Raw genomic sequence first — 23,093 nt, 5'->3', positions numbered from 1 at the left:
TAGAATGAATACCCACATCGAGTGACCTAAGGAATCCTCCCCATGCTGGCCGAGTACCGCCAACATGCTGCTGCCCGCGCGGCCCAAGGGATCCCGCCGCTGCCCTTGAACGCCGCCCAGACCAGCCAGGTGTGCGAGCTGCTCAAGGATCCCCCCGCCGGCGAAGAGGCCTTTTTGTTGCATCTGCTTACAGAGCGGGTGCCGCCGGGGGTGGACGAAGCGGCCTATGTGAAGGCGGGCTTTTTGGCCGCTGTGGCTAAGGAAGAAGTGCACTCGCCCCTCATTACCCCCCTGCGGGCGGTAGAGCTCTTGGGCACGATGCTGGGGGGCTACAACGTCCAGGTGTTGCTGGAGCTGCTGCAGGATGAGCGACCGGAAATTGCCGCCGCAGCGGCCCGCGCCCTCAGCCACACGCTGCTGGTTTTCGACGCCTTCCACGACGTGCTGGAGCTGAGCCAAGCGGGCAACGCCTATGCCCGACAGGTGCTCCACTCTTGGGCGGAAGGGGAGTGGTTCACCGCCAGGCCGCCCCTGGCCGAGGCGATCACGGCGACGGTGTTCAAAATTGCCGGCGAGATCAACACCGACGACCTCTCCCCGGCCGCCCACGCCACCACCCGCCCCGATATTCCCCTTCATGCCCAGAGCATGCTGGAATCGCGGGCGCCGGGAGCGATAGCAGCCATTGCCGAGCTGAAGCGCCGCGGCCATCCGGTGGCCTTTGTGGGGGATGTGGTGGGCACGGGATCTTCCCGCAAGTCCGCCCTTAATTCCCTGCTCTGGCACATCGGCCACGACATTCCCTATGTGCCCAACAAGCGGGCCGGCGGGGTGATTCTGGGGGGCACGATCGCGCCCATTTTCTTCACCACCGCCGAAGATGCCGGCGCCCTGCCCATCCAGTGCGATGTCTCCTGCCTGGAGACGGACATGGTAGTGACGATCTACCCCTACGAGGGCGTTATCCGCTCTGAGGATGGCCAAGTCCTCACCACCTTTTCCCTGCAGCCTGTGACGCTGCCCGACGAGGTGCGGGCCGGGGGCCGCATCCCTCTCTTGATTGGTCGGGCCCTTACCGACAAAACCCGCCAGGCCCTGGGGCTGGATCCCTCCCCCCTGTTCATTCGCCCCACCCCGCCCGCCGACACGGGCAAGGGCTATACCCTGGCCCAGAAAATCGTCGGCAAAGCCTGCGGGCTGCCCGGAGTGCGCCCCGGCACCAGTTGCGAGCCGTTGATCACCACCGTGGGATCCCAGGACACCACCGGCCCCATGACCCGCGACGAGCTCAAGGAATTGGCCTGTCTGGGCTTCAGCGCCGACCTGGTGCTGCAGAGCTTCTGCCACACCGCCGCCTATCCCAAGCCGGTGGATATCCAGGTTCACAAAGAGCTGCCCGACTTTTTTGCCTCGCGGGGAGGTGTCGTCCTGCGGCCGGGCGATGGCATCATCCACTCCTGGCTCAACCGCATGCTGCTGCCGGATACTGTTGGCACCGGGGGCGACTCCCACACCCGCTTCCCTTTGGGCATTTCCTTCCCGGCTGGCTCTGGGCTGGTGGCCTTTGCCGCCGCCATGGGGGTGATGCCCCTGAATATGCCGGAGTCGGTGCTGGTGCGCTTTAAGGGGGAACTGCAGCCCGGGATCACCCTGCGGGACATTGTCCACGCCATCCCCTACGTGGCCATCCAGCGGGGGCTGCTCACCGTCGAGAAACAGGGCAAGAAAAACGTCTTTGCCGGGCGAATTATGGAGATCGAGGGCCTGCCCAACTTGAAGGTGGAGCAAGCCTTCGAGTTCACCGACGCCTCGGCGGAACGCAACTGCGCCGCTTGCACCATCCAGCTGAGCGTCGAGACGGTTGCCGAGTACCTGCGCTCCAACGTGGTGCTGCTGAAAAACCTGATCGCCCGCGGCTATCAGGATGCGAGAACCCTGCTGCGGCGCATCGCCAAGATGGAGGCCTGGCTGGCCAACCCCACCCTGATGGAGGCGGATCCCGATGCCGAATACGCTGCCGTGCTCGAGATCGACCTCAGCGCCATCAGCGAGCCGATCGTCTGTGCCCCCAACGATCCCGACAAGGTGATGACCCTGAGCGAAGTCCACGCCCAGCACGCGGCCGGCAACCCCGACACACCCATCCACATCGACGAGGTGTTCATTGGCTCCTGCATGACCAACATTGGCCACTACCGCGCCGCCGCCAAGATTTTGGAAGGCCAGGGGCGGGCCAAGGTGCGCCAATTTTGGATCTGTCCTCCCACCCGCATGGACGAGGCGCAACTGCGCGCCGAAGGGGTGTACGGCACCTTTGCCGCTGCCGGGGCGAGGACGGAGATGCCTGGCTGCAGCCTGTGCATGGGCAACCAGGCGCGGGTGGCAGACGGGGCCACGGTTATGTCCACCTCCACCCGCAACTTCAACAACCGCATGGGCAAAGACGCGCGGGTCTATCTGGGATCCGCCGAGCTGGCTGCCGCCTGCGCCCTCTTGGGCCGGATCCCTACCCCTGAGGAATACCGGGAGATCGTCGCCACCAAGATCCAGCCCTTTGCCGGCGAGCTGTACCGCTACCTCAACTTCCACGAGATCCCCGGCTTTGAGGACGAAGGGCGGGTTATCCCCCGCGAGCAAATGCCCAAGCTGGAGGAAGCCCTCGGGATCCGTCCCTAGACCCAGGGGGGCTTGGCAGCTTGGGCTGCCCTGCTACCATGGCAAGGTGGTGGCCTTAGCCTTGGAGAAACCCTGATGGCCCCGCCTCGAAAACTCGCCCGCCAGATCCACCGCGCCCTGGCCCCCATCCTGGCTCTGCCCTTGGTGGTAACGGTGGTAACGGGATCCCTTTACCAAATTGCCCGCCTCAACGACAACTTCGACTACTACTGGCTGATCCAAATCCACAAAGGGCAATGGGGGCCTCTGGATCTGCAGGCCGTCTACCCGTTCTTAAACGGCTTGGGGCTGTTGCTGATGGTGGCTACCGGCCTGAGTTTGTGGCTGCAGACGAGATCCCACCGCCCCCCCAAGCGCACCGATTCCTGACAGCTTTCTCCTATTCCTTGGGCGAGAAAATACCCCCATCGATTTCCAGAAAACTCGCCCTCTTGAGCCAGCTAGATCACTTATCCTAATGTACAGAGGCTAGGCTAAAGCCTGGTGAGTAAATCTTAACTTAAAGAGAAGCTAACCAAAAGTTAACCAAAATCTGCTCAGGAGGTGGATAGATATGGCTCTGGTTCGCTGGGATCCCTTTCGGGAAATTGACGAAATTCAACGGGAAATGAACCGGATGTTCGACCGGTTGATCCCTCGCACCACCGAGGCCGACGGCTTTGCCTTCATGCCGGCAGTGGAGATGCACGATGATCCCGAAACTATTACCCTGAAGCTGGAGCTGCCCGGCTTGAACCCCAACGACTTGGATATCCAAGCGACAGCCGAAGCGGTCTCCATCAGCGGCGAGCGGCGCTTTGAAAAACGCTCCGAAGACAAGGGCGTAACCCGCACCGAGTTCCGCTACGGGCGCTTCCAACGGGTGATCCCGCTGCCCAACCGGATCAAGCACGATCAGGTGAAAGCGGAATACAAAGATGGGATCCTCACCCTGACTCTGCCCAAGGCGGACTCCGAAAAAGCCCAAGTGGTCAAAGTGAACGTTGTCTCCTAAGGGGGGGAGGCGAGCGCCACTTTTGGCTTAACAAGATCCAGATCCCAGAGGTAGGCTCGTGGCCTACCTTTTTGGGTTTTTTGGCTTTTCGATCCTCAACTCCCCTCTCCCTCTGGGAGAGGGGCTGGGGGTGAGGGCGACCCCAGCTTACTCCAGCCCAGGGATCCGATTTGACCTCTGCCCCTAGGGTTGGATAAGTTTGAGGGCGAAGTGGCTGGGGAGCGAGAGCATGGCCAGCGTGACCTACGAACACGTTACCAAGCGCTACGGCGACACCACTGCCGTCCACGACCTGAACATCGCCATCGAAGACGGGGAATTTCTCGTCTTCGTCGGTCCCTCCGGCTGCGGCAAAACCACCTCTTTGCGCATGCTGGCCGGACTGGAAGAGGTGAGCGCCGGCTCCATCTACATCGGCGACCGAGTGGTCAATGATATCCCCCCCAAGGATCGGGATATCGCCATGGTCTTCCAGTCCTACGCCCTCTACCCCCACATGACCGTGGCCGAGAACATGGCCTTTGGCCTCAAGCTGCGCGGCCTGCCCAAAGCAGAGATCGAAAGCCGCGTCCGGGGGGTGGCCAAGCGGCTGGGGATCGAACACCTGCTCCACCGCAAGCCCAAGGAACTTTCCGGTGGGCAACGGCAGCGGGTGGCCGTCGGGCGGGCCATTGTGCGCAACCCGGCGGTGTTTTTGATGGATGAGCCCCTCTCCAACCTCGACGCCAAGCTGCGGGTGCAGGCGCGGGCCGAGATCAGCAAGTTGCACATGCAACTGGGCACCACCTTCATCTACGTCACCCACGACCAGGTGGAAGCCATGACCATGGGCAACCGCATCGCCGTCATGAAAGATGGCCGCCTGCAGCAGGTGGATACTCCCCAGGCCCTCTACAGCCGCCCCGCCAACCTGTTTGTGGCCGGCTTCATCGGCAGCCCTGCCATGAACTTCTTCCAGGCCAAGCTGCGGGAACAAGAGGGCACCCTCTGGGTCGATACCGGCGCCTTCCGCCTGCCCATCCCCCCTCACCAGGCGGATCCCTATCGGCCCCACGCCGGCCAGCCGGTCATCTTCGGCATCCGCCCGGAAAACATCCACGATCCCCAGTACCAACCCCCAGGGATCCAGCCCGCCCGCGTGCGGGCCAAAGTCTCGGTCGCCGAGCAGATGGGCAGCGAGGTCATCCTCCACCTCAGCGCCGCTGACCCCGAAGGGATCCTCCCCGAGCAGGAGTTTGTGGCCCGCGTGGATCCCCGCACCGAGCTGCGCGTCAACCAATGGGCCGAAGTGGTCTTCGACATGGATCGCTTCCACCTTTTTGATCCCCAGACCGAAGAGCGGCTGGGATCAACACAGGCCCTGTTCAGTTAAGGATTGGCTACCATAAGCTCCAGAGAAAAAGGGATCCCTATGCCGGAGCAATCTGCCTCGAAGTTGGTGCAGGCGCAGTTTGACGAATTTCCCTATCCCAACGTCCCCATTGAGCAGACGGTTACGGATACCTTTGCCCTGTTTGCCAACAGCTACACCACCGCCTGCTATGTACGAGAGCGCAAGGTGGTCAAACCTGAGGGCAAAGTGATGCTCAACGCCGGCTGCGGCTCCGGCTGGGAAACCCTGGTCCTGGCCACGGCCAACCCAGGCGCTTCTTTTGTTGGGGTGGATATCTCGCCGAAATCGCTGGAGATGGCCCGGCAGCGCTTCGAGTTCCACCAGATCGCGGATGTGCGCTTCGAGGTGGCAGATATCACCGACCTGAGAGCGCTGGGGGAGCAGTTTGATTTTATCGCCTGCAACGACGTGCTCTACCTGCTGGAAGACCCGGTGGCCGGCCTCAAAGGCATGCGCCAGGTGCTCAAACCGGAGGGCATTATCCGCACCAACGTCCACAGCCTCTATCAGCGGCAGTTTATTTTCAACATGCAAAATGCCATGGAGCTGCTGGGGGTGATGGACGAGCCCGCTGCCAAGGCTGTTCCCATCCTCAGGGAGCTGATGGATGCTCTCCACGAAGGCAGCTTCGTCAAAAGCCACTGGAAGGGGGACGCCATCAAAACCACCAACGGGATCCTGGCCAACTTCCTGCTGCGCAGCGACAAAGGCTTTACGGTGCCCCAGGTGTTTGAGATGCTGCGCCAGGCCGGGCTGGAGTTCATCAGCATGGTCAACTGGCAGCAGTGGAAGCTGGAGCGAGTCCTCACCAAGCCAGTTCCCTATACCCTACGCCACCTTAAAAAGCTCAGCCAAGAGGAGCTGCTGCACTTTATCGAGCTGATCTTTCCCAACCTAACCCGGCTGATCGATTTTTGGTGCGGCCATCCTCGCCCCACCCCACCAGCCCCTTTTACCCTGGAAGAATGGCGAAACGGCTCCGTGCAGGCCCATCCCCTGTTGATCCGTCTCAATGCCAAGCTGGCCTTTGAAAACGCCATCCGCGACAACGGCCCGGTCAACATCAATGGCTGGCCGGGATCCGAAGGCAACATCGTCATCGATCCCTTCTCGGTGCGCTGGCTAATCGACGTCTTTGGGGAAGAGCCTGTGCCCGTGCAGGCCCTGGCGGCCAAGGCCCTAGATCTCATGGACTGGACCCCCGAAGAGGCCTTTAACCAAGTGGTGGCCAATCTCAAGTTCCTGGAAGAGCGGCTGGTGGTGTTGTTGCACTCGCCTTTGCGCTAGGTTCAGGGAGAAGAGCTGGCGGCCTGCACCACCCGGATGCGCTCAGCCCAGATGGCCGCTGGGATCCGTCCTTCCGCATCGACGTTGACGGCGAACCGAACGGTGCCTTCCATTTCCACCACATCTCCCGGGAGCAGCTCCAGCCAGCTGGCAGAGCGGCCAAGGCGAGTCACTTGCACCTCCTCAGCGGGAACCACCGAGACCCACGTGCCCGCGTAGCGCTCCAAGCTGGGGCTGACTTTTTCCAAGTTGACCCCAATCCAGCCCTCCTTGCGGTTGAGCAGCCGCACCGTCCCAGTTAGTTGGAAAGGCTGTGCTTCTTCCGCTAACTTGATTGGCTCGTAGAGAACCTCTGTATTTAAAGGCTGCAGCCGAGCCAACTCCACTCGCCACCCTTGGGCTTGGCGATAGAGGGTAACTTCCATCACCGAGCGCAGGCGCCCATCCGGCAGGGGCTCGTAAAAGCCCAACTGGGAGCGAAAAGGACGAAACCGGGGATCCTCCCGATCCGGCTCTGTTAAAAATCGTTGCAGCTCCTCGGCGGTGAACTGGAAGCGAAGCGTTGGCACCACCGCTTCTGGCTTTAGGATGGAGTCCACCCGAAAGATGGCGGTATTGCCCACCTCTTCGATAGAAGTGAGATTAAACTCCTCGGCGGATGGCCAGGATTGATCCAAAGCCCCTGGCGGGATCCCTCTCAACAGCCGCGGCGTCAGCAGGGATTCTGCTGTGGCAAAGTCCCGCTTGTTGGCCGCCTGCACAAACACCTGCAGCGTCTCTTTGGCGGTTTGGGGTTGCCCGCAGCCACTCAGCAAGAGCAGGGCCAGCAAGAACCAGGGTTTTTTCAGCACCTTTCCCTCGCCACTTCACTGCTGATTTTTGGCAGGTTGCCCAGCCTCTGTCGGAGAGGGAGAGGGCTTGGGATCCGCCGACTCTTCTGCCTTTTCCGGCTGGGATCCCTCTGCAGGGGGCTTGTCTGGCTGCCACACTTCAATTCGCCAGCCGCGGTCTTGCTGGTAGAGGGTGATCTTGACGCGGGAGATCACTGTGTCTCCTTCCAGGCGTAGGCCCACCAACTGAGGGGCCAACTGCTGATAGGTGGGATCCGCCAGATCCGGCTGGGTCAAATACTTGCGCAACGTCAAGGGATCCAACCCCAGGTGCTGGGCCGCATCCTCCAGCGAGTCGGTGCCCTCCACCCAGACATAGGCCGTCTTCCCGGTCACCTCTTGGTTGCGCACCTGCACGTTCTCCCCCACCGTGCCCCAAATCGAAGGCAGGGATCCCGGCCTGAGGGCGTTGCTGAAGCGCTCCGTCAGGTAGCTGTCTGCCGTGCCCCAGTCCCCCTTCTCAGCGGCTGCAATAAAGGTTCTCACCACTTGGTCAGGAGTCTGCACAGGAGCTGCCTGCGTACAGGCAATCCCCCCTGCCAAGGCGGCAGCAGCAATCCAGACGGGGAAACGGCGTACCATGAACATCCCTCAACCACAAGCGGCATCGCTCTCCTAGGTTACCAAACTTTTTCCGCCTTCTCTTCTGCCTGTTCAGGGAAGACCCAGTGCAGCTCCGGCAAGGTGGTAGGATAATTCAGCAGCTTAGTTAGCGAAGCCATGGGGATCCCCACCACTGCCGATGAATGTAACGAGCTGGGAATCTCTCACTGCTTGAAGGCCCAGCAAGCCAAAACCTCGCGGGAGCGACGTGCAGCCTGGGCCCTGGCTTTGGCAGCTTGGCGGCAGGGTTTGGATCTCGATCCCAATCATCTCCCCTGTCAGTTTAATCGCCTCCATGCCCTTTTGGCCTTGGGAAGCTACTACACGGCCCTCCAAGAGGGAAAAGAGCTGCTCTCCCGGCTGTTGACCCAGCGTTACCTAGAAGATCCCAGCTTGGGCCTAACTGGATCCCAACCCAAGCTCGCTTGGGATCCCCCTCGTCTGGCTTCTGCTAGCAAAAAGGCCCGCCGCTCTTCTAAGGCCGCTTCTGCTTCCCGCCTTGGCCCCCGCGAGCGCTACCTCCACACTCTAGCCCGTTGGCTAGCCCACAACAGCGGAGTCGTTTACCGACCGGAGCCATTGCCCTACTGGCGGCTGGCTGCAGCCATTGACCCAGAGGATCTAGAGGCGCAAATGGTGGTTGCCATGAATGCGGCGGCCCAAGCGCAGCCGGAAGGGGCCTTCTTGCTGCAGAAAATAGCCGACCATTTCCCTGGGCAGAAGGACAGGGCCCTGCAAGTGCTGCAACTGGCTCTAGATCGCTACATTCCGCGGCAGGATCCCTCCAAGGCGGAGTCGGATTCAGAGCCGGAAGCAGAAACACCTCCTGAAAAAAAACCAACCTCCGATGCTGTGGCCGAGATAGAAACCTGGGCTCAGTATGAGGGGTACAAGCTGAGGCTGGAGCCAGACCTTAAGAGCATTGCAACCTTTGTCCTCCTGGCTCAAGATCGCTGGTTTGAGAGTGAAATCGAGCTGTGTCGGCAAATCCTCAAGCCGGGCATGAAGGCCATTGACGTTGGGGCCAATGTTGGCGTCTACACTTTTCTGTTTGCCCGCTGTGTGGGCAAAACTGGGAAAGTCTATGCCATTGAACCTACGCCGGGATGTGTGCAGTGCTTGCGGGCAACGGTCGCTCAAAACAAGCTCGACCAATCCGTGCAAGTTGTGGAAGCAGCCGTAGGCGAAGAGTCTCGCGAGGTTTATCTAGTTTGCGAAGGGGCCAGCGTTTTCAACCGCATCGTCACGGATCCCATGTCGGTTGTAGAAGAAACCAAGCCGGTGCAGCAGGTTACCCTAGATGAGCTATGGATTTCAGAGGGCAGCCCCAACATTGATCTCGTCAAAATCGATGCGGAAGGGGCAGAGGTTCCTGTTTTGAAGGGCGGTAGAAAGCTCATTGAGACTTGCGCTCCGGTGATCTTGTTTGAGAATCAAAGTACCGGTCAGTTTTCCGGTTTGGAATCGGCAAAGCTTCTTGCTGAGTGGGGTTATCTTATTTATGTCTATAACCCGGTAATCCAAGATCTGAGCACTGTTCAGGCTTCTGTGCAAATGCCAACTGCGCTCAACCTGGTTGCTGTGCACCCCCGTCGGTTTTCTTGGGTGAGCGAAGCCGGTCTAATCTAGCCGTTTTCATTCTTTGGAGTAAAAAGATGCCTTTCCCGATTAGTGAGATCCTCGGCGATGACATGCCCCTGATTAGGATTGTGGACGTAGGGGCAATGCTCCTGGGCGGCGATAACTTCGACAAGCTGGTTCAGCAAGGGCATGCTCAAGTGATAGGATTTGAGCCCCAAAAAGAAGAATGCGAAAAGCTGAATGCTAGGGCTCTGGCTGAGGCTCCCCGCGCCGACAAAGTGAAGCGGCAATACTTTCCCTATTTCATTGGGGATGGATCCCGCCGCAAGTTCTATTTCACCAACGTCGGCTACACCTCCTCTCTTTACGAGCCCGATCAGGAGCTGGCCCAGCATTTTGAGAACTTGGCGGAAGTTTGTCGGGTAACTCGGGTCGAGGAAGTCCAGACTACCCGCCTGGATGATATTCCAGAGCTGGGCGAAGTGGACTTTCTCAAGATGGATGTTCAGGGAGCCGAGCTGGATGTTATCCGGGGCGCTAGAAAAACTCTACAGAGTGTTACTGTTATCCAAACAGAAGTCGAGTACATACCCCTCTACAAAAACCAGCCTCTTTTTAGCGATGTGGATATTGCCCTTAGGGAAGAAGGCTTTCTCCTCCACGGCATGACCAGCAACTTTGGCGCCTGCCTCAAGCCTTTCTCCTCCAGAACCTATCGCCCTTACACCCAAGTGTTGTGGTGCGACTATGTTTACGTCAAAAACTTTATGCACTTGGGTCGGCTTTCCTCGCGCCAGCGGCTGGCTATGGCGGTAGTTTTGCATGAGATTTACCTGTCCTATGATCTGGTGGCTTTTGTCCTGGGTGTTCATGACCAAATTGCCCAAACCCGTTACAAAGACTTCTACCTGGCCAGGATGTTTGCCGCTCTCAATGTCTCTTAAATTGCTCAGACGAGGTGGGGGATGATCGTCATCGACGGGGTTATCTGGCAGTCGGAAGGGTTTTCTCGCTCTCCACTTTTGGATCAGTCCTACCTGTGGCTGAGCCTCATTGAAGAATGGGTCAAGGCCAAGAAGGCAACGGAGTTTGTGGTGCTCACCCGCGGGCAAACTTGGCTGCCGCCGGGAACTTTTTTTTCCGAGATCCCCCGCTTTGCTTTTGCAGAGGCAGATGAGGATCGCACCGGCCTGCAGAGCGCCTGCGACCAGCTCAAGGCCAGGCTGTTTCTTTCTACCGGCTACACCACCCCCATTTCCACCCCTTCCATCGCCTTCATCTACGACCTAGAAGCAGAGGCCGGCAGCCAGTTTCATCCAGAATACATCGAGAAGAAAAATGCCATCCTGGCTGCTGCCCACTACGTTTTCTTCTCCGATGAAGTGCTTGCTGGCTTCCGAACCCACTACCCCGGCATCCCACCTGAGCAAATGTCGCTGGTCTATCCGGCCATCGAGGGCTGGGCCAAGCCGGCTGCTCCCGATGCCATGGCCGAGTTTCGCCGCAAGTTTCAGTTGACTCGCCCTTTTTTCTTGGCCGTCTTGCCCGAACAGCTGGCTGACTACCGTGGCATCCAGGCTGTCAGCCAAGCTTGGGAGATCCTGCAGGGCCAAAAGCTCTCCCGCACCGAGCTGGTCTTTGCCTTTCCCAGTCCTCTGGAGGTGGATCCCGTCAAAGCGCAACTGCCCCAAAAACAAGGCATTCGCTACCTCAGCCTGAACAATCCAGAGTTGGCCTGCGCCTATTCCTCGGCTCTGGCGCTGGTTTTCCACTCCACCTTTCGGCCCAGCAGCCCCCTTGAGGCGATGGCCTGCGGCTGTCCTGTGGTGCATTACCGGGATGAGCAGCCAAATGCCTCCGGCTCGGAGTCGGCAACTGCCTCTGGAGAGAAAAAAGATAAGGATCCCTTGCAAAACCCGACAGCCCTGCTCTGCCAAGGCTCGGTGCGGGAACTGGCAGAAGCCCTGCAGCGCATCCAGAGCTACCCGGTACGCTCTCCCCTCATTGCCAAGGGGTTGGAACAGGCCAAGGAGCTGAGCTGGGCAACAGTGGCCGCCAAGCTGTGGGACATTTTCGAGCAGGTGGCTCCTTCGGAATCCGAGGAACCTACTGACCGCTGACCACCAAGTTTTTCCACATCTGCCAATAGGCCCGCTCCAGGGCGCGGGCATGGCTTTGTGGATCCCGCAGGGGCGATTTCTCCATCATGCCTCGCAGGCTGTGGCGCAAATGGCGCAGCCGCTCCAGATCACTGGCCAAGTTCACGGCAATTTCCACGTATTCTTCCGGCGTTTGGGCCACCAGCTCCGGCAGCCCCACGTTAGTGAGAATGGAGACTCCCACGCGGCAGACATGAGCGTTGCCCGCCAAGACCACCACCGGCGCGCCGCCCCAGAGGGTTTCACAGGTGGTGGTGGTGCCGTTGTAGGGGAAAGGATCCAGGCCGATATCAATCTCACTGTAGATCTGGAGATGCTCTGGAATGCTGCGGCGATCTCCCACCAGATGCACCCGCTGCCGCTCCACCCCGTGCCGCTCAAAGTGCCCCCAGAAGATCTCGCAGACGCTGCGGTCGGTGTAGCGCATGTTTTTGAGCAGGATGCGGGCATTGGGCAGCCGCTTGAGGATCTCCACCCACACTGCCACCACGTTGGGGGTAATTTTGGTGGGGTTGTTGCAGCAGCCAAAGGTAATGTAGCCGGCAGACAGAGCCGGTAGCTCGGAAACCGGCGGAAAGATATCTATAGGGTTGTAGCAGAGAAAGCTTTTAGGCAGGCGCATCAGCTTTTCCGTGTGATACTTCTCCGTCAAGCCCGGCGGGTCGGCGTAGGCATCGGTGATGCGGTAGTCCACCAAGGTCAGGCCGGTGGTGTTGGGGTAGCCCAGATAGGTGGCCTGGATGGGGGCAGGTTTGAGCGCCAGCACCCCCAGGCGGTTGTAGGCCGTATGGCCGGCCAGATCCACCAAAATGTCGATCTTGTCCTCGTGGATGAGGTCGGCCACCTCCACATCGGAGCGGATCTTGTGGATATCTCGCCAGCCGTCAGCCTTTTCCTTCATCCGCTCCGTCACGATGTCCGAATACGGCCCGTTGGAATAGCAGTAGATCTGGAAGCGCTCGTGGTCGTGGTGGTTGTAGACATGCTCAAAAAACATGCTCACGGAGTGCAGCTTAAAATCTCCGGAGATGTAGCCGATGCGCAGAGGCCGCTTCAGATCCCGATCCCGGTGGTAGGGCCGCCGCAGATGGGCCACCGAGGCTTGGGTGGCATCCCCCCACTTTTTGTGCTCCCGCAGGGTTTCTTCGGGGTCGAAATCGGGCGCGTAGTGCAGACCCATGAGGATGTTGCCGTGGAAGGCGATCACCCCCGGAGCCAGCTTGGCCGACTTGCGATAGGCTTTGATGGCCTCCTCGTGGCGGCATTGCTGGAGGAAGGTGCCCGCCAACCCCGCATAGGTGGAAGGATCCTCGGGGTTGATTTCCAGGGCGCGCTGAAAAGATTCCAGTGCCTCGGTTAGGCGGTTCAACTCTTTGTAAACGGATCCCAGGGCCCGGTGAACATCCAGGAAGTCCGGCTTGAGGCGGGCGGCCTCCTGCAAAACCGGCAGGGCTTCCTCATTGCGGTGCTGGCTTTGCAACAACAGCCCCAAGTTGCAGTAGGCTTCTCCCAGTTCTGGGTCGTGCACCAGCGCCTGCCGATATTGGATCTCTTCTTTTTCCGGCTCGTTCAAGTGCCGATAGGCCAGGCCCAGGTTGTTGTAGGCCAGGGCAAAATCGGGCTTGTACTCCAGCGCCTTCTCCAGCAGGGGGATGGCCTCCTTAAACCTTAGTTGATCCAGCAGCAGGCAGCCGGCCTCAAAGTAGGCCTCGGCCAGGTTGGGCCGCACGCCCAAAGCGCGGCTGAGGTGGGCCATGCTGTCTAGCAGTCCATTGGAGAACACCTTGCGCAGCTTGCGATCTGACAGAAGGTTGGCCAAGCCGCGATGGGCCTCGGCGTAGTCTGGCTGCAGGCCAAAGGCCACGTGGTAGTAGTCCAAAGCGCGTTCCGGCTGCTGTAGCTTGCGAAAAGCCGTGGCCAGGTTGAAGTAAACCCGCGGGCGATCCGGCTGCAGCGCCAAAGCCGCCCGATAGGCTTCGATGGCCGCCTCCGGCTGTCCCTGCTCCAGCAGGGCGGTGCCCAGGTTGATGTGAGCTTCCACCAAGTGCCCATCCAGCTCCAGCGCCTGGCGGAAAGCAGCAATAGCTTCCTCCCAGTTCCCTTGCTCTGCCAAGGTCAAGCCCAGGCCGTTGTGTAGCTCTGGCCGCTGTGGGTCTTGCTCCAGGAGCTGGCGATAGAGCTCAACAGAACGCTCCAACTGCCCCGCCTCGCGGCAGAGCTCGGCCAGTTCTTGCGCCCGCTCTGGGGTAAACTCTAGCGCCAGCGCCTGCTCTAGATGGTCGATGGCCGTTGCCGGCCACCCCTTCTGTCGGTAGATCTGGGCTAGCTCCGTCAGGATCTGGGCATCCTGGGGCTGCAGGGCCAGGGCTCGCCGGTAATACTCCTCGGCTTGGTCATACTGGCCCAGTTGAAAGTGGCAGAGGCCCAGGTTGAAGAGGGCCTGCAGGTGATCCGGCTGGAGGGCCACCGCTTGGCTGTAGCATCCGATGGCTGCTTCCAGCTTGCCCAGCGCTTGATATACAGCGCCCAAGTTGCTGTGAAAAGCTGCCTGCTCTGGCCGCAGCTGCGTGGCCTTGGTCATGTGGGCCGCGGCTTCCTCAAGGCGGCCCGTCTGGTAGCAGAGGATGCCCAGAAAATGCAGAGCCTCCGGTTGGTCGGGCTGGAGAGCCAGCACCTGGCGGTAGGCCGCCTCCGCCTGCTGCAGATCCCCCGCCTGATGGTGGCGGGTTGCCGCTTCCAAGGTGGCTATCAGCGCATCGGGTGTCACTTGGCCTGGATCCCTAGATTTCATAACCTCTAATCCTACACCCATGTAAACTACCCGACCCTGACTGCTTCGCAGTACAGGGCGGGCTTTCGGTAGCCCTGCAGTTGGCAAGCCAACCACGAACCTCTAGGCTGGTTTACGGCAGCCCCCAAAAGCGCAATCACCTTCGCACCGTTAAAATCCGCATCCCCTTCCCAACCGCAGTGCCCGCATTTGAACTGCTTACCCTTGCGATAGGATTGAGCGGAGTCGGGATGAATATGCAGGCACTTGTGGCAGATCTGCGAGGTATAGGCCGCAGGGACAGCTACCACTTTGACACCCGCCCTCACAGCCTTGTATTCGATAAACCGCCGCAGCTGGTAGAACGCCCAGCTATTGCTACGCCGCCGCTCCTCACGACTGCGGGGGTGTTGATTGGTGCGTTCTCGAATGCCGCTTAAGTCCTCAATTGCAATGCAGGCAGAAAGAGATTGAGCTGCTTTAACGATGCGCTTAGCGATACTGTGGTTCACCCAAGCTTGAAAGCGTCTCTCTTTGCCAGACAGCCGTTGCAGCAGTTGACGGCATCGCCGCCTGCAACTGCGGGTGCCCTTACTGGCCTTGCGCTGAAGAGACGCTCTTAACCGACAGTAGTGATCTCGGACTTTGTTCAGCTGCTGTCCATTCCAGTTGTCTCCTTCGGAGGTATGTGCAATGTCTCGCCGTCCCAGGTCAACACCAATCACCTTGTCGGTGTTCTGTTGCTTGGGGGGCTCTGCCTCGACACAAATCTGGATGGAGTAGGAGCCGTCCTTCCGCTGGACTAGGGTGGCCGATTTGGGGTTAGAGCCAGCCAGCATTCCCCTCTGGTAGTTGCCAATAGCTAGCTCAAAGCGTTCTCTTCCATCAACCGTGGCAAGCGACACCGTCCAGTCTTTCTCGCGAAACGAGAAGATACGTGCATCGTAGGTAACGAACCTACGCTTGAACTCTTGAACTGGACGGTTGCGCTGTCTCGCCACTTTGCGAGCGCCTGCCACCCGTCTGCACACCTGTTGAGCCAAGTTACTGGACAAGCCAAACCGGGCTCGAATCTCGTAGTAGCAAAGGGATTGGAGTTTGACTGCGTTGACTACTTTTTCTGGTGTGTTTTGGTTGACCCAGTTCAACGCCTGCACAAAGGCATCCATTGTCGCGTCCAATTTGGCGGCTTGCGACTGGGACACCTTGAGCTTGCAGGAGACGGTCAGGACTTGGGTCATGGTTCTATCATAACTTCCGCATTCCTCCCGACACTGACCCTACGGGTACAGTGCGGGGCTCCTGCGATTTCTAGCTGAGTTCCGCGAGAAAAAAACGGGCCTGAAAGTTCAGGCCCGCCGAGGGGTTAAACAGCCTGCCGACTAGCGCGGGACAGTGAAGGTGATGTCCAGCCGTGGCCCGCGAGCCGTGGTGATGGGGGCAGTACCCGTGCCTGTAGCCGGCTCTTTGTCGAACTCCGCGCGGCAGGTGCCCGTAGCCCCCTGGCTGATCTCAAAACCAGCCGCATTAGCTGGCGTCCCCGCCACGCTGGTGCTGGTGCTGAAGCTGACCGAGAAGCTGGCCGTGTAGGAGAAGGTCTGGTTGGGGATAACCAGGGTCTGGTCGACTGGGCCTGTCAGGAAAGTGGCGCTGGCAGTGTTGTTGTTGGCAGCAGTAACTACTGTGCCTGTGAATGAAAAGGATCCGAAGATACCCAGGTTAATCAGCCAGGTAAAGCTTTGGGTGATCGTCGTGGCATTGGTGGGCAAGAAGGCTGAGAAGGTGCTGCCCGCCGCACTGAAGCTCACCGTGATGGGGTTGGTGGCCAGCAGCGTAATCGTAGCAGTGGCTGAGTTGCTAGAGTCAACTCGGTAGGTAGAGTTGCCGGCGGCTGCTGCGACTCCTGTAACCACAAACGCAATGGGAGCCACCGCCTGGAAGGCAGGAGCGCCACTGGCCGTGCCACTGTCCGAGCTGGAGACGGAGATGGAAACCGACGGGAACGCAGCGGTAGCCTGGTTGTTCCACACCTCCTTGGCGCACTGCAGCCGCACCTGGTAGAAGCGGGAGCCTGACACCGCCCGCTGCACCCCAGGCCCCACATCCGCCGTGCGCGGCCCCGCCGACACATCCTCACCCAACACGTTGCCGTTAATGCTCAGAGCCACAAAGGTGGGGCTGGAAGCCGGCGCAAAGAAGTCGCTGGACACCACGTTGTCGGGCGCACCCAAGGTCACTTCCTGGAACACCACGTTGTTGGACGGCAGGTTGTGCGGTGTCGGATCCAGGAAGAAGAAGCCCAGCCCCCGGTCGCCAAAACCAGGAATGGTGGCCGAGTCGTTGGAGGGCAACTGCACCAGCGTCAACTGCGCCCCCTGCACGATGGCGTTGCTGGGAATGTCGTCGGGAATGGGGAAGGAAAGCACAGCGCGGTAGTCAGTGTAAACCCCCACTGGGATGTTCTCGGCTGCGTTAGCGCGACGAATGCCAAAGCCGACAGGAATAACGGTGGGGTTAGAGAAGACTTGCCCTGTTGGGGTGAGAGCGGCCAGTTGAGTGGGCAGAACGCTGATGGGGCCAGCAGTGGTGGGAGTGGGAGCAGGAACAGGGGTTGGAGGTGGTGGCGGCGGAGCTGGGGGAGCCGGTGGGGGTGGTGGGGGCGGCACGGGTGTGACGGTGCTGGTGCTGCTTTCTTCGCCGCAGCCGGTGAGCAGCATGGGCAGCAGCACCATCGTCGAAGCCAGAGACAGAGACCCGAGTGACTTGAGCAGCCACTTGTGCATTGTTCCGTTCATGTTTCTCCTCTTAACCAAAAAGCAGGGTTTGGCTGAACACTTCCCTTAACTTACTCGATCGGCTTACCCAGGGCAACCTATGCCCTTTGGGGAGTGGCCAATCGAGGGGAGACGCAGACACGCCGCTTGGCGGTTGGTCTGTTTCTCCGTCAATCATACAGGTAGATTTGTCGGTTTTGGCAAGGGTTTTCTCCTTTTCGCAGGCTGAAATGAGAGTGATCTGGGTCACAGACGGAGAACACGAGCTTGCTCGTGGCTCACGATCCGGTGGCTGCTGCTTCGGAGAGCCCTGGTTCAAGGGTGCTGGATTGCAGCAGGGCAGGCGAGGTGGGACATGGCCGGGATCTTTGTATGGCAAGGCTTTCCCGGATCCAAGTGCCCAAAACTCGAAGATTTGCCTATTTCCTGGCCCAAGAGGGCTTGATCCGGGGCAGAAGGGTGGCAGGATGAGGAGTGGATGTTTTTTCTGGAGATCCAACCAGGATGGCTGTCTACAAAGTTCGGTTGATCAACGAAGAGCGGGGCTTGGACGTCACCATCGATGTGCCGGACGACGAGTACATTTTGGATGTGGCGGAGGAGCAAGGGATCGAGCTGCCCTATTCCTGCCGTGCCGGGGCCTGTTCGACCTGTGCCGGCAAGCTGGTGAGCGGCACGGTGGATCAAAGCGATCAATCCTTCCTGGATGACGATCAGATCGAGCAGGGCTATGTGCTGACTTGCGTGGCCTACCCCACCTCCGACTGCACCATCATCACCCACCAAGAAGAAGCGCTGTACTGAGCCCTCACCTCCGATCCCTCACCCCTGGCCCCTCTCCCATAGGGAGAGGGGTTTTTGTTTTGGGTGGTTCTTTCCGGCAGCCTCAAGCGCTGTGCGCCGCCGGCGGCCCTCACCCCCAGCCCCTCTCCCAGCCCAAGCGCTCCGCGCCGCTAACGCGACCACCCCCAGCCCCTCTCCCTGAGGGAGAGGGGAGTAGGATTTTTTTATCCTCTGTAGAACTTTTTGACGATGACCCCAGAACAAGAAGAGTGGTTAATCCGAGCTGTCCAGGAGCTGCAGGCTGCCCAAAAAGAGCTGCAAGCTGCCCAGCAGGAGCTGCGCCTTGTCCAGCAAAACCAGGAGGTTTTGATTCGAGAGCTGCAAGCGGGCCAGCAAAATCAACAGGTTCTGATTCAGGAAGTGCGCGAGGGGCAGGCGATGCTGGCGCAGTTTTTCCGCGAGGCGCTAGATCGCTTTGACGAGCGCACCCGCGCTATTGAACGCCGCACCGAAGCCCTGGAACGGCGCACAGAAGCCTTGGAACGGCGCACGGAAGCCCTAGAGCGCCGCACTGATGAGATGGCAGCGGAGATGAGGGATCTGCGCCGCGATTTTTTGGAACGGCGGTAGCAGCCTCAAGTGCTCCGCGCCGGCCCTCACCCCCAGCCCCTCTCCCTGAGGGAGAGGGGGGTTAGGATGGCAGCAGAGCAGCCTTTGGAGGTGGCTGTGGCTTTGACGATCGGATCCGTTTCTGCTTCTGGATCGACAACGGCTCGCCTGAGTTTGGCAGAGTACCTCAAGTATTCCGATGGCGGCGATACCCGCTATGAGTTGGTGGCGGGGGAGTTGGTGCCCATGGCCCTTCCAACCGGACGGCATGTCCAGATCCAAAAGTTTCTCAGCCAGGTTTTTGAGGCGGAGATCGCCAGACGGCAGTTGCCTTGGACAACAATCCAGGGCGGCCTGGGGATCCAGTCGCCGCGGGGCAACCGCTGGGAAACGGTGCGGATCCCGGATGTGGTGGTGCTGCCTTTGGAGCAGTGGCAGGAGATGGGATCCCGAGAGGCTTTGATTCGCTTGGAGGATCCGCCGCCGCTATTGGTGGTGGAGGTGGTGAGCGAATCCAGGCGGGCGGCGGACTACCGGGCCAAACGGGCGGAATACTGCGTTTTGGGCATCGGCGAGTATTGGATTGTGGATCCTTTGGAAGAGAAGGTGAGCCTGCTGCTGTTGCACGAGGGCTGGTACGACCTGCTGGAGCTGAAGGGATCCGAGGGGGTACCTTCGCAGGTTTTTGTGGGGCTAGAGTTGCAGGTGGGGGAGATCTTGGCTGCCGATTCAGGTTATCCTGGTAGAGCTACGGGGAGTTAGCTCAGTTGGTAGAGCGCTGCGATCGCACCGCAGAGGTCAGGGATTCGAGTTCCCTACTCTCCATCGCCCTCAGCTCGGATCCTCTCCCAAAGGGAGAGGGGGGTCGGTGGTAGGATTTTTGCATTCTCTCGCTCTGGCTGATGATGACTCCGGAACAAGAAGAGTGGCTGATCCGCGCCGTTCAAGAGCTGCAAGCGGCTCAGCAAAATCAACAGCTTCTCATTCAAGAGCTGCGGGAAGGGCAGGCGATGCTGGCCCAGTTTTTCCGTGAGGCGCTGGATCGGTTTGATGCGCGCACCCGGGCTATTGAGCGCCGCACCGAGGCGCTGGAGCGCCGCACCGAAGCGCTGGAACGGCGCACCGACGAGATGGCTCAAGAGATGAGGGAAATGCGGCAGGAGATCCGGGATCTGCGCCGCGATTTTCGCGATTTTTTAGAACGACGGTAGCCCCTCACCCCCGGCCCCTCTCCCTCAGGGAGAGGGGAGTTAGTAGGGAACCGCGCTGGATTACTCTAGAGGGAACTTTCACTGAGCTGGATCAGCCTTTTCCCTTCCTTGCGAGTTTGTCTATGTCTGTTATCCGTGCCCTGCATACCCAGTTGGTGAACAAGGAGCGCTCTGCTGAGGAGATCGCGCGCGAATACCTGGAGCGCCTGCAGCAACTGGAGCCGCAGCTGAGGAGCTTTATTACCGTGACCGAAGAGCTGGCCCTGCAGCAGGCTAGAGCGGTGGACGCCCGCATTCGCGCCGGGGAGGAGATCGGCCCTTTGGCCGGGATCCCCTTGGCTGTCAAGGACAACCTCTGTACCCAAGGGATCCGCACCACCTGCGCTTCCAGGATCCTGGAGGGGTTCATTCCACCCTACGAGTCGACGGTGACGGCGCGGCTGGCGGCTGCCGGCATGGTGACGGTGGGCAAGACCAACCTGGACGAGTTTGCCATGGGCAGTTCTACGGAAAACTCGGCCTTTCAGCGCACCGCCAACCCCTGGGACCTGACGCGGGTGCCGGGGGGATCCTCAGGCGGGTCGGCGGCGGCGGTGGCGGCAGACCAGGCGGTGGTGGCCCTGGGATCGGATACGGGGGGATCGATCCGCCAGCCGGCGGCCTTCTGTGGCGTGGTCGGCCTCAAGCCCACCTATGGGCTGGTCTCCCGCTATGGGCTGGTGGCTTTTGCCTCCTCTTTGGATCAAGTGGGGCCCTTTGGGCGCACGGTGGAGGACGTGGCCCTGCTGCTGCAGGGGATTGCCGGCCATGACCCCCTGGATTCCACCAGCCTCAAGGTGGAGATCCCGGACTACAGCCAGGCTTTGATCCCGGATATCAAGGGGTTCAAGATCGGCGTCATCCGCAACCTGCTGGGGGAAGGCTGCAGCGAGGAAACCCGTGCTGCTGTGGAAGCCGCCATCCAACACCTACAGGAGCTGGGGGCGGAGATCCTGGAGATCGACTGCCCCAGCTTTCGCTACGGCCTGGCCACCTACTACATCATCGCCCCTTCGGAAGCTTCTTCCAATCTGGCCCGCTACGACGGCGTCAAGTACGGCCTGCGGGAACCCGCCGACTCGCTCTTGGCTATGTACGGCAAAACGCGCGCCCGCGGCTTTGGGCCGGAGGTGAAGCGGCGCATCATGATCGGCACCTATGCCCTCTCTGCCGGCTACTACGACGCCTACTACCTCAAAGCCCAGAAGGTGCGCACCCTGATCAAGCAGGATTTCCTCAGGGCCTTCGAGAAGGTGGATGTGCTGGTCAGCCCCACCACCCCCACGCCGGCCTTCAAGGCGGGGGAGCGGGAGGATCCCTTGAGTATGTACCTGTGCGACCTGATGACGATCCCGGTCAATTTGGCGGGCCTGCCGGGGCTGAGCCTGCCCTGTGGCTTTGCCAACGGTCTGCCCATTGGCCTGCAGATCATAGGCAACGTCTTGCAGGAGAGCAAGGTGCTGCGGGTGGCCTATGCCTATGAGCAGAGCACCGACTGGCACAAGCGGCGACCTCCCCTGGGACAGCCCCCCCTTGAGCAGGCCCAGGGAACCGCTCAACAGCCCAAAGCCAAGAGCAAGTCCACCAAGGGGAGCAAAAAATCCAAAAGCTGAGCCCACTAGGCCATGCCCATCTGGTTGGCTGCCGAGAAGCGCTCCATGAAGCGCAGGAAGCGCTCCCATTCTGCTTCTGTTTCCATGTCGTAGATCACTTCCAAGGCCTTGAATTCCCCGTTCAAGAACTTGGCTTTGATGTTGCGGGTGGTCAGCTCCCCTTCCTCGTCGATCATCCGCATGCCAAGGATGCTTTGCGTGTCGGACTTCAGCTCCTCAAAGCGAAAAATGGCGGATCCCCGCTTGCCGGTTTTGGATTTCAGCAACCGCACCTGCGTTGGCACTTCTGGAATACCGGGAGAAAACTCAATAGTGGCCATAATTTTTAAAAAAACTCATTCAGGTCATTATAGTTGTTCCAAACACGATGATTAAGACACTTTGTCGCTGACCCAAGCGATCCCCGCCCCTAGCGGCCCTCACCCCCAGCCCCTCTCCCAAGGGGAGAGGGGAGCTGGAGATCGATGGATAAGCTGTTTCCCAGCCATTTGCTAGGTGGGGATCGGATCCCCGGCCAGAAACTTTTTCAACTCCCAAGCGGCCATCTGCTCCAGGTGGTAACCGGCCTGGCGCTGCGCCTCGGCCACATCCGGGATCCGGTCACAGAGGGCAGCAACTCTAATGGGAAGGGGTCGGGCGGCCAAGTCGGCCCGGGCTGCCGGGGTGGCCTGGCCACAGAGAATCAGCAGGGGCTTCTGGGCCACCATGGCCTGCTCCAGCACCGCCCCCACTACCTTGCCCATGCTGCTCTGTTCGTCAAGGCGGCCCTCGCCAGTTACCACCAGATCGCAGCGGCGGAGACGCTCCGGCAGGGCCAAGTGCTGGGCCAAGAGCTGGATCCCGGACTCCAGGGTGGCGCCCAAAAAAGCCACCAATCCTGCCCCCAGCCCGCCGGCGGCGCCGGCCCCTGGGATCCCCTCCACGGCCCGGCCCAGATCCCGCTTCACCACCCTGGCCCACTGCTGCAGTGCCTGCTCCAATTGCCGCACTTGCTGGGGAGTGGCGCCCTTCTGGGGGGCAAAGACGGCAGCCGCCCCCAACGGGCCAGTGAGGGCGTTCTGCACATCGCAGAGGCCGCGGATGCGCTTGCCTTGCCAAATGCGCTGTTTAGGTGGCTCGATGCGCGCCAGGCGGGCCAGCTCCCCTCCCCCCCAGCCGATGGGATCCCCGGCCCCATCCAAGAGGCGATAGCCCAAGGCCTGCGCCATCCCCGCACCCGCATCGACGGTGGCGGATCCGCCCAGCGCTATCCAAATCTCGGCGATGGGATCCCGGCAGACGGCCCGCAACAGCTCCCCCAGGCCATAGGTGGTGGTGCGGGTGGGATCCCGCTGCTCAGGGGGCACCAAGGTCAGGCCGGCCACCTGGGCTACTTCCAGCAGCGCCCGCTCGCCTGCCACCCCGTACTCGGCCCAGACGGGATCCCCCAGCGGGCCAGTGACCCACAGCCCTCGTTTCTCTCCCCCCAGCGCCGGCAACAAGGTCTCCAGCGTGCCCTCGCCCCCATCGGCCAGGGGGAGTAGCTCCACCTTGGCCTTCGGCAAGACCTGGCGGATGCCCCGGGAGATGCTCTCCGCTGCTGCCTTGGCTGTCAGGGATCCTTTGAAGCTATCCGGGCAGATCAAAACCCGCCGAGGTGGGCGGCTGAACTCAGATCCCTGGTCTGGTGAACCCATACCCAGCATCAGCCCTAAAACGTCCTCGGCGGCAA

General features: G+C 60.4%; 20 protein-coding genes and 1 tRNA gene. 14 read left to right on the top strand and 7 right to left on the bottom strand.

All coding sequences use genetic code 11. The features are described 5' to 3' along the window. Positions 1–42 precede the first annotated feature (42 nt). The 5 genes from acnB to NW846_RS01205 all read left to right on the top strand — a co-directional run bounded on the left by acnB (position 43) and on the right by NW846_RS01205 (position 6,350). Positions 43–2,676, top strand: coding sequence for a bifunctional aconitate hydratase 2/2-methylisocitrate dehydratase (acnB, locus tag NW846_RS01225; protein ID WP_414347031.1), 2,634 nt, complete (start codon positions 43–45; stop codon positions 2,674–2,676). Between the two features lie 75 nt (positions 2,677–2,751). After that, positions 2,752–3,045: a PepSY domain-containing protein gene (locus tag NW846_RS01220; RefSeq protein ID WP_099812119.1), complete on the top strand. Its 294-nt coding sequence runs from the start codon at positions 2,752–2,754 to the stop codon at positions 3,043–3,045. 184 nt (positions 3,046–3,229) lie between these two features. After that, positions 3,230–3,670: an Hsp20/alpha crystallin family protein gene (locus NW846_RS01215; protein WP_414347030.1), complete on the top strand. Its 441-nt coding sequence runs from the start codon at positions 3,230–3,232 to the stop codon at positions 3,668–3,670. 229 nt (positions 3,671–3,899) lie between these two features. Further along, the gene (locus NW846_RS01210; RefSeq protein ID WP_414347029.1) at positions 3,900–5,042 is read left to right on the top strand and encodes an ABC transporter ATP-binding protein; all 1,143 of its coding nucleotides are present in this window, start codon (positions 3,900–3,902) and stop codon (positions 5,040–5,042) included. A gap of 39 nt (positions 5,043–5,081) precedes the next feature. Next, entirely contained in the window at positions 5,082–6,350 is a 1,269-nt protein-coding gene (locus tag NW846_RS01205; RefSeq protein WP_414347028.1) for a class I SAM-dependent methyltransferase, read from the top strand. A gap of 2 nt (positions 6,351–6,352) precedes the next feature. Here the strand turns inward: NW846_RS01205 and NW846_RS01200 are convergent, their stop codons facing one another. Together NW846_RS01200 and NW846_RS01195 are read right to left on the bottom strand one after the other, a co-directional pair. Then, a complete protein-coding gene (locus NW846_RS01200; protein ID WP_414515143.1) occupies positions 6,353–7,201 on the bottom strand; it encodes a hypothetical protein in 849 nt (282 codons plus the stop codon). A gap of 15 nt (positions 7,202–7,216) precedes the next feature. Next, positions 7,217–7,822, bottom strand: a complete 606-nt coding sequence (locus NW846_RS01195; protein ID WP_414347858.1) for a hypothetical protein — start codon at positions 7,820–7,822, stop codon at positions 7,217–7,219. A 138-nt stretch (positions 7,823–7,960) separates the two neighbouring features. On the opposite strand from NW846_RS01195, the gene NW846_RS01190 reads away from it, so the two are divergent. From NW846_RS01190 to NW846_RS01180, 3 genes are read left to right on the top strand one after another with little or no spacing between them, the layout of a single operon-like run. After that, positions 7,961–9,472 (top strand): FkbM family methyltransferase, encoded by a 1,512-nt coding sequence (locus tag NW846_RS01190; RefSeq protein WP_414347860.1) that lies wholly within the window; start codon positions 7,961–7,963, stop codon positions 9,470–9,472. Positions 9,473–9,498: 26 nt separating this feature from the next. Further along, positions 9,499–10,368, top strand: coding sequence for an FkbM family methyltransferase (locus tag NW846_RS01185; RefSeq protein ID WP_414347862.1), 870 nt, complete (start codon positions 9,499–9,501; stop codon positions 10,366–10,368). A gap of 21 nt (positions 10,369–10,389) precedes the next feature. Continuing rightward, positions 10,390–11,544, top strand: coding sequence for a hypothetical protein (locus NW846_RS01180; RefSeq protein WP_414347864.1), 1,155 nt, complete (start codon positions 10,390–10,392; stop codon positions 11,542–11,544). On the opposite strand, the gene NW846_RS01175 is transcribed toward NW846_RS01180, so the two are convergent. The 3 genes from NW846_RS01175 to NW846_RS01165 form a co-directional block, all read right to left on the bottom strand. Next, positions 11,531–14,374, bottom strand: a complete 2,844-nt coding sequence (locus NW846_RS01175) for a tetratricopeptide repeat protein (RefSeq protein ID WP_414347866.1) — start codon at positions 14,372–14,374, stop codon at positions 11,531–11,533. The genes NW846_RS01180 and NW846_RS01175 overlap by 14 nt on opposite strands. A 26-nt stretch (positions 14,375–14,400) precedes the next feature. Next, entirely contained in the window at positions 14,401–15,594 is a 1,194-nt protein-coding gene (locus NW846_RS01170) for an RNA-guided endonuclease InsQ/TnpB family protein (protein ID WP_414515141.1), read from the bottom strand. 141 nt (positions 15,595–15,735) lie between these two features. Beyond that, the gene (locus tag NW846_RS01165; protein ID WP_414515139.1) at positions 15,736–17,148 is read right to left on the bottom strand and encodes a hypothetical protein; all 1,413 of its coding nucleotides are present in this window, start codon (positions 17,146–17,148) and stop codon (positions 15,736–15,738) included. Positions 17,149–17,631: 483 nt separating this feature from the next. On the opposite strand from NW846_RS01165, the gene NW846_RS01160 reads away from it, so the two are divergent. From NW846_RS01160 to gatA, 6 genes are all read left to right on the top strand, one after another. Then, complete coding sequence (locus NW846_RS01160) at positions 17,632–17,931, top strand: ferredoxin (RefSeq protein ID WP_099813185.1); 300 nt, start codon at positions 17,632–17,634, stop codon at positions 17,929–17,931. Positions 17,932–18,159: 228 nt separating this feature from the next. Next, the gene (locus tag NW846_RS01155; RefSeq protein WP_011430270.1) at positions 18,160–18,540 is read left to right on the top strand and encodes a hypothetical protein; all 381 of its coding nucleotides are present in this window, start codon (positions 18,160–18,162) and stop codon (positions 18,538–18,540) included. Positions 18,541–18,606: 66 nt separating this feature from the next. Then, a complete protein-coding gene (locus tag NW846_RS01150) occupies positions 18,607–19,281 on the top strand; it encodes a Uma2 family endonuclease (protein WP_414347337.1) in 675 nt (224 codons plus the stop codon). Next, positions 19,272–19,344, top strand: a tRNA-Ala gene (locus NW846_RS01145). Before NW846_RS01150 ends, NW846_RS01145 begins: the two co-directional genes overlap by 10 nt. An 80-nt stretch (positions 19,345–19,424) precedes the next feature. Continuing rightward, the gene (locus NW846_RS01140) at positions 19,425–19,730 is read left to right on the top strand and encodes a hypothetical protein (protein ID WP_414347349.1); all 306 of its coding nucleotides are present in this window, start codon (positions 19,425–19,427) and stop codon (positions 19,728–19,730) included. 122 nt (positions 19,731–19,852) lie between these two features. Continuing rightward, positions 19,853–21,382, top strand: a complete 1,530-nt coding sequence (gene gatA / locus NW846_RS01135; RefSeq protein WP_414347340.1) for an Asp-tRNA(Asn)/Glu-tRNA(Gln) amidotransferase subunit GatA — start codon at positions 19,853–19,855, stop codon at positions 21,380–21,382. 5 nt (positions 21,383–21,387) lie between these two features. Here gatA and psb28 read toward each other — a convergent pair whose 3' ends face one another. Both psb28 and NW846_RS01125 read right to left on the bottom strand, forming a co-directional pair. After that, positions 21,388–21,702 (bottom strand): photosystem II reaction center protein Psb28, encoded by a 315-nt coding sequence (psb28, locus tag NW846_RS01130; RefSeq protein ID WP_011430265.1) that lies wholly within the window; start codon positions 21,700–21,702, stop codon positions 21,388–21,390. A gap of 171 nt (positions 21,703–21,873) precedes the next feature. Then, positions 21,874–23,058, bottom strand: a complete 1,185-nt coding sequence (locus NW846_RS01125; RefSeq protein WP_414515136.1) for a glycerate kinase — start codon at positions 23,056–23,058, stop codon at positions 21,874–21,876. Positions 23,059–23,093: the final 35 nt, after the last annotated feature.

It is taken from the genome of Synechococcus sp. W60.3 (assembly GCF_047502615.1).
Classification (GTDB): domain Bacteria; phylum Cyanobacteriota; class Cyanobacteriia; order Thermostichales; family Thermostichaceae; genus Thermostichus.
The sequence above is the reverse complement of the archived record's forward strand: the minus strand, read 5'-3'. Positions and strand labels throughout refer to the sequence as shown.